Source organism: Candidatus Endomicrobiellum pyrsonymphae (assembly GCF_020328025.1).
Classification (GTDB): Bacteria; Elusimicrobiota; Endomicrobiia; order Endomicrobiales; family Endomicrobiaceae; genus Endomicrobiellum; species Endomicrobiellum pyrsonymphae.
This window is the reverse complement of record NZ_JAIXMZ010000084.1, coordinates 1-3,790: the sequence shown is the minus strand read 5'-3', so window position 1 is coordinate 3,790 and position 3,790 is coordinate 1. Positions and strand designations below refer to the sequence as shown.

Sequence of the window (3,790 nt, the reverse complement as noted above, 5' to 3'; positions counted from 1 at the left end):
AAGCGTAGAAAAATATTTAATGCTTGTTTTGTGTAAGTTTTATCAAATTGATAAAAAATACTATGATGCAGAAAATTTTGTAAAAGATAAAACTAAAAAAGTTGATAGAGAAATTGATTTTTACCTCGTCAATAATGGAAAGAAATATCTATGCGAGGTGAAGCTTATGGGAAAAGGCAATCCAACTAACCTTTAATTCATCCGCCTGATTTTTGTTCTGTTGAGATAAAGTATCTGCTACAAACAAATCAGATTTCCTTGCAAATATGGCATCCGCGCTTTCCGGATTGCCTTTTCCCATAAGCTTCACCTCGCATAGATATTTCTTTCCATTATTGACGAGGTAAAAATCAATTTCTCTATCAACTTTTTTAGTTTTATCTTTTACAAAATTTTCTGCATCATAGTATTTTTTATCAATTTGATATAACTTACACAAAACAAGCATTAAATATTTTTCTACGCTTTTGCCTGTTGCGCTCCATAATCCACCGCGTAATTGTGATCTTTTAACTGCTAATGTATTGATAACTATTAAGCTCTCGCTTACATTTAATTCGACGCTAACGCTTTTTAGTTTTACGGTCAAAGCAAGTTCTATTTCTTTTTCTATTTCAACAAGAGTTTGAATGTTATTATACAAAGATTCAAAATGTTCATTAGCCGCTTCTATAACTATCGTTCTTGTAGCAGAACCGTACATATTATTTATGGTCTTCTTGTTAAGTCCTGCGTTTATAGCGATATCAGCGGCAGACAAATTTTCATTCATAAACGCTTTTTTATACCAATCAATTGTAATATCTTCAGAATTTAACTTTGCAGCTACAATCTTTTTAAAGAAATCAACGACAAACTGTAAAAATTCAGCATTAATAAGATTTACTATCTCTATACGATAATCTTGCGATTTAATAACGCGTGTGACAATGTTTCTTACTATCTGATCCGCTAATGTCATTAGTCGCCTCTTTTTGAAATTGTTCTAATGTCAAGAATTGCGTTATTCTCCTGTCAAATAACTTTTGATTTTTTGTTTTGGACTTCATATATTCAAAATACTTTTCTTCTTTTTCGGTTAAAAAAAATAACCTATCTAATAATTTTGCCGTTCTACCAACCGTCCCGCTTCCCCCAAAAGGGTCAAATACCAAATCCCATTTGTAAGAATAATACTGAATAACTCGCTTACAAAGTTCAACAGGAAAAACTGCCGAATGAACTTTATCAAAACAAGGATCTATTTTCCAAACGTTAGTAGTCTCATATCCAACTGCGACCTTGCTTTGTTTGACAGTTTCATTATCATAACTGTGGATATTCCAATCTAATAATTTTTCTGTCGATTTACGATAAACCATTAAATATTCTGTAATAGAATTTGGCTTATAGCCCAATGGTTTTCTGTGTTGCATAAATCCACCGACTCTATTTTTTACACTCGCTTCAGGTTTAAGCCAAATAATATCATCTATAAATTCCCAACCGTTTTTAACTAGACATGAATGCAAATCAAATGGAATAGCATACCTCTTGCTTGAATGAGAACGGCTAATGCGAGCAATAATAATAGGCGATGTGTTCACAACTAAAAAACGCCCCTCTTTTGTTATTCTATGTGTTTCTGTAAAGACTTTTTCTAAAAACTCTAAATAAGCCTGATAACTTGGGTAAATTGAATAATCGCGAGCATTATAGTACGGCGGAGAAGTAAAAGTTAAATGAATGCTTTCGTTAGGAACAACTTTTAAAGCCTCTAAAACATCGGCATTTACAACAATATTTTTTAGAAAATCGTATGTTTGGGTGTGCGGTAAAATATTTTTATTCTTATTTTCTTTAGAAAAATATTCTTTATATATTATTGTCCTAACCATCTCATTAGGATGATTAACAAGGGGACGCAAGTATCTTTCAACTTCTTTATCTCGCTCAAACACAAGAAGTCCCCGTATAGCTTGGCATACAATTTTGGGGTCGTGATCTTTCAAAAAATCAAAAAGTAAAGATTTATTTGCTGGTTTTCTTTGTCGTCCGATCGATGATACTATTTCTCTACGAACAGCAGTGTCAGTTTCCATTTTATAAAGTGCAATAAGGCTACTCGTATCGCCTTTCCCATTTAGCTTGCCGACGTTTTTAACAGCATTAAGTCTAACCTGTGAATGATTGTGCTTTAAAAGTTTATATAAAAAATCAGAATTGAAATTTTCAGGCAAATGCCCTAAACTCTCAAGGATAAAATTGATACTCCCAACATCTCGTTGAGAAGTAATAAGCGCAGCGATGTTACTCCCGTCGCCTTCGCGTTTTAATTCTGTTATGTGTTGTTTGGTTAACATAAACTACTACTCCCACTCATTATTTATGTTTTCTTTTATAAGACAATCTTCTCGGCACTTTGGCGTACAGGCGTTGTCGCACGACTTCACACGAATTGCAACTATGGCATTTCTAAGATTTGACGATATATAGACGCTCATTTTTTTGTTATCTCGTGTGATTGTTTCACTGTCATGTTAGGCGCAACAAATATATGAAATTCTATAAATCTTCTATTTCCTGCTTTTCTTGTTTTAAGGTCGTGATATCTTGAAATCTCTTCATTTGCACATATTATATTTTTTATTGTTGCTATTTCTTCATCTGGAAGGCTTATATCAAGCAAATCTTTTGCTGATTTTACAATAAGTTGACATACCATAAAAGCTACAATAAAAACTGCTACAGAGTCAAGCCAGTAAATATTTTTACCGAGTATCAAAAATTCTACAATTATTATTATAAACAGCGCTACCATAACGCCAAGCGACATATAAATGTCTGCTCTTAAATGCCATGCATCCGCTTCAACTGCTATGGAGTCTGCTTTTTTTGTAGCAACGCAAACAATTTTTTTGAAATAAAAAATTAACTGCTGCTGAAAACAACATTATTAAAACACCAACAATAGGCATTTCTATAATTTTAGAATGTACAAATTTTTCGGCAACTTTGTAAACAATATAGGTAGTGGTGGCAAAAATAAGCAAAGCCCCTATTGTGCCTGAAATATTTTCAAATTTACCGTGTCCGTAAGAATGATCGTTATCGGCAGGTTTTAACGCTTCTCGTACTGCAAAATAGGCTATTACAGTGGCTATTAAATCCACCAGAGAATGAACTGCTTTGGAAATGATTGAAATTGAATCTACGTTATACATATAAAAATTTTTCCTGAAGTTAGGATTGTATTTGGTAAGATTGAAGGCCTTGCTATTTTATTACTTTTCGCGTTGCAGTTTCTAACATAACTCATCTTATTTACAATCATCACCTGTTTTTACAGTTTGGTTTGATTGTTTTTTTCTTCTTTACCTTTGGCGCATGCAAGACTTTTCTCTCCTGCATTATTTTATGTTCCACAGCAATCATTGCTTCCATTTTTTCCCGCACTACAATTACTGCTACTAATTGCGCGTCTGCTTTTTCTGCTGCTTATATTTATTCCTTCTAGCCTTTTCCATGGTCAGCTCAAAAATAGCGCGCTACGTCGTTAGACTTCCTAGCAAGAGGAATGAGCTTACCGCTTTGTCAGTCCATCTCACATTGCATCTATTTTTGAGCTAACGCAATGCACCAATATAAAGTTGGTTAACTATGGACAACAACGATGCTGGATTGCTTCGTCATCTTATCAACCCACTGAAAAGAGTGGTATAAGAAATCCTTAAAAAAAGGTATAATTAAGTGAGCATATAAGCTTTATCAAGGTAATACTGCTTACAACAATTGTTAATAATGACTAGTA

4 protein-coding genes and 1 pseudogene are annotated in these 3,790 nt (G+C 33.4%); 1 reads left to right on the top strand and 4 read right to left on the bottom strand.

Annotation, left to right across the window (positions count from 1 at the left end; translation table 11 throughout):
• Positions 1–196: pseudogene (locus LE180_RS06255) on the top strand (CfrBI family restriction endonuclease); the annotation flags it as partial.
• On the opposite strand, the gene LE180_RS06250 reads toward LE180_RS06255, so the two are convergent.
• From LE180_RS06250 to LE180_RS06235, 4 genes are all read right to left on the bottom strand, one after another.
• Positions 149–961: a CfrBI family restriction endonuclease gene (locus LE180_RS06250; RefSeq protein WP_374134596.1), complete on the bottom strand. Its 813-nt coding sequence runs from the start codon at positions 959–961 to the stop codon at positions 149–151. The pseudogene LE180_RS06255 and the gene LE180_RS06250 overlap by 48 nt on opposite strands.
• Positions 912–2,342, bottom strand: coding sequence for a DNA methyltransferase (locus LE180_RS06245; protein WP_374134595.1), 1,431 nt, complete (start codon positions 2,340–2,342; stop codon positions 912–914). The genes LE180_RS06250 and LE180_RS06245 overlap by 50 nt, the downstream gene beginning before the upstream one ends.
• A 137-nt stretch (positions 2,343–2,479) precedes the next feature.
• The gene (locus tag LE180_RS06240) at positions 2,480–2,860 is read right to left on the bottom strand and encodes a cation diffusion facilitator family transporter (protein ID WP_374134598.1); all 381 of its coding nucleotides are present in this window, start codon (positions 2,858–2,860) and stop codon (positions 2,480–2,482) included.
• Positions 2,850–3,203: a cation diffusion facilitator family transporter gene (locus LE180_RS06235; RefSeq protein ID WP_374134594.1), complete on the bottom strand. Its 354-nt coding sequence runs from the start codon at positions 3,201–3,203 to the stop codon at positions 2,850–2,852. The genes LE180_RS06240 and LE180_RS06235 overlap by 11 nt, the downstream gene beginning before the upstream one ends.
• Positions 3,204–3,790 lie beyond the last annotated feature (587 nt).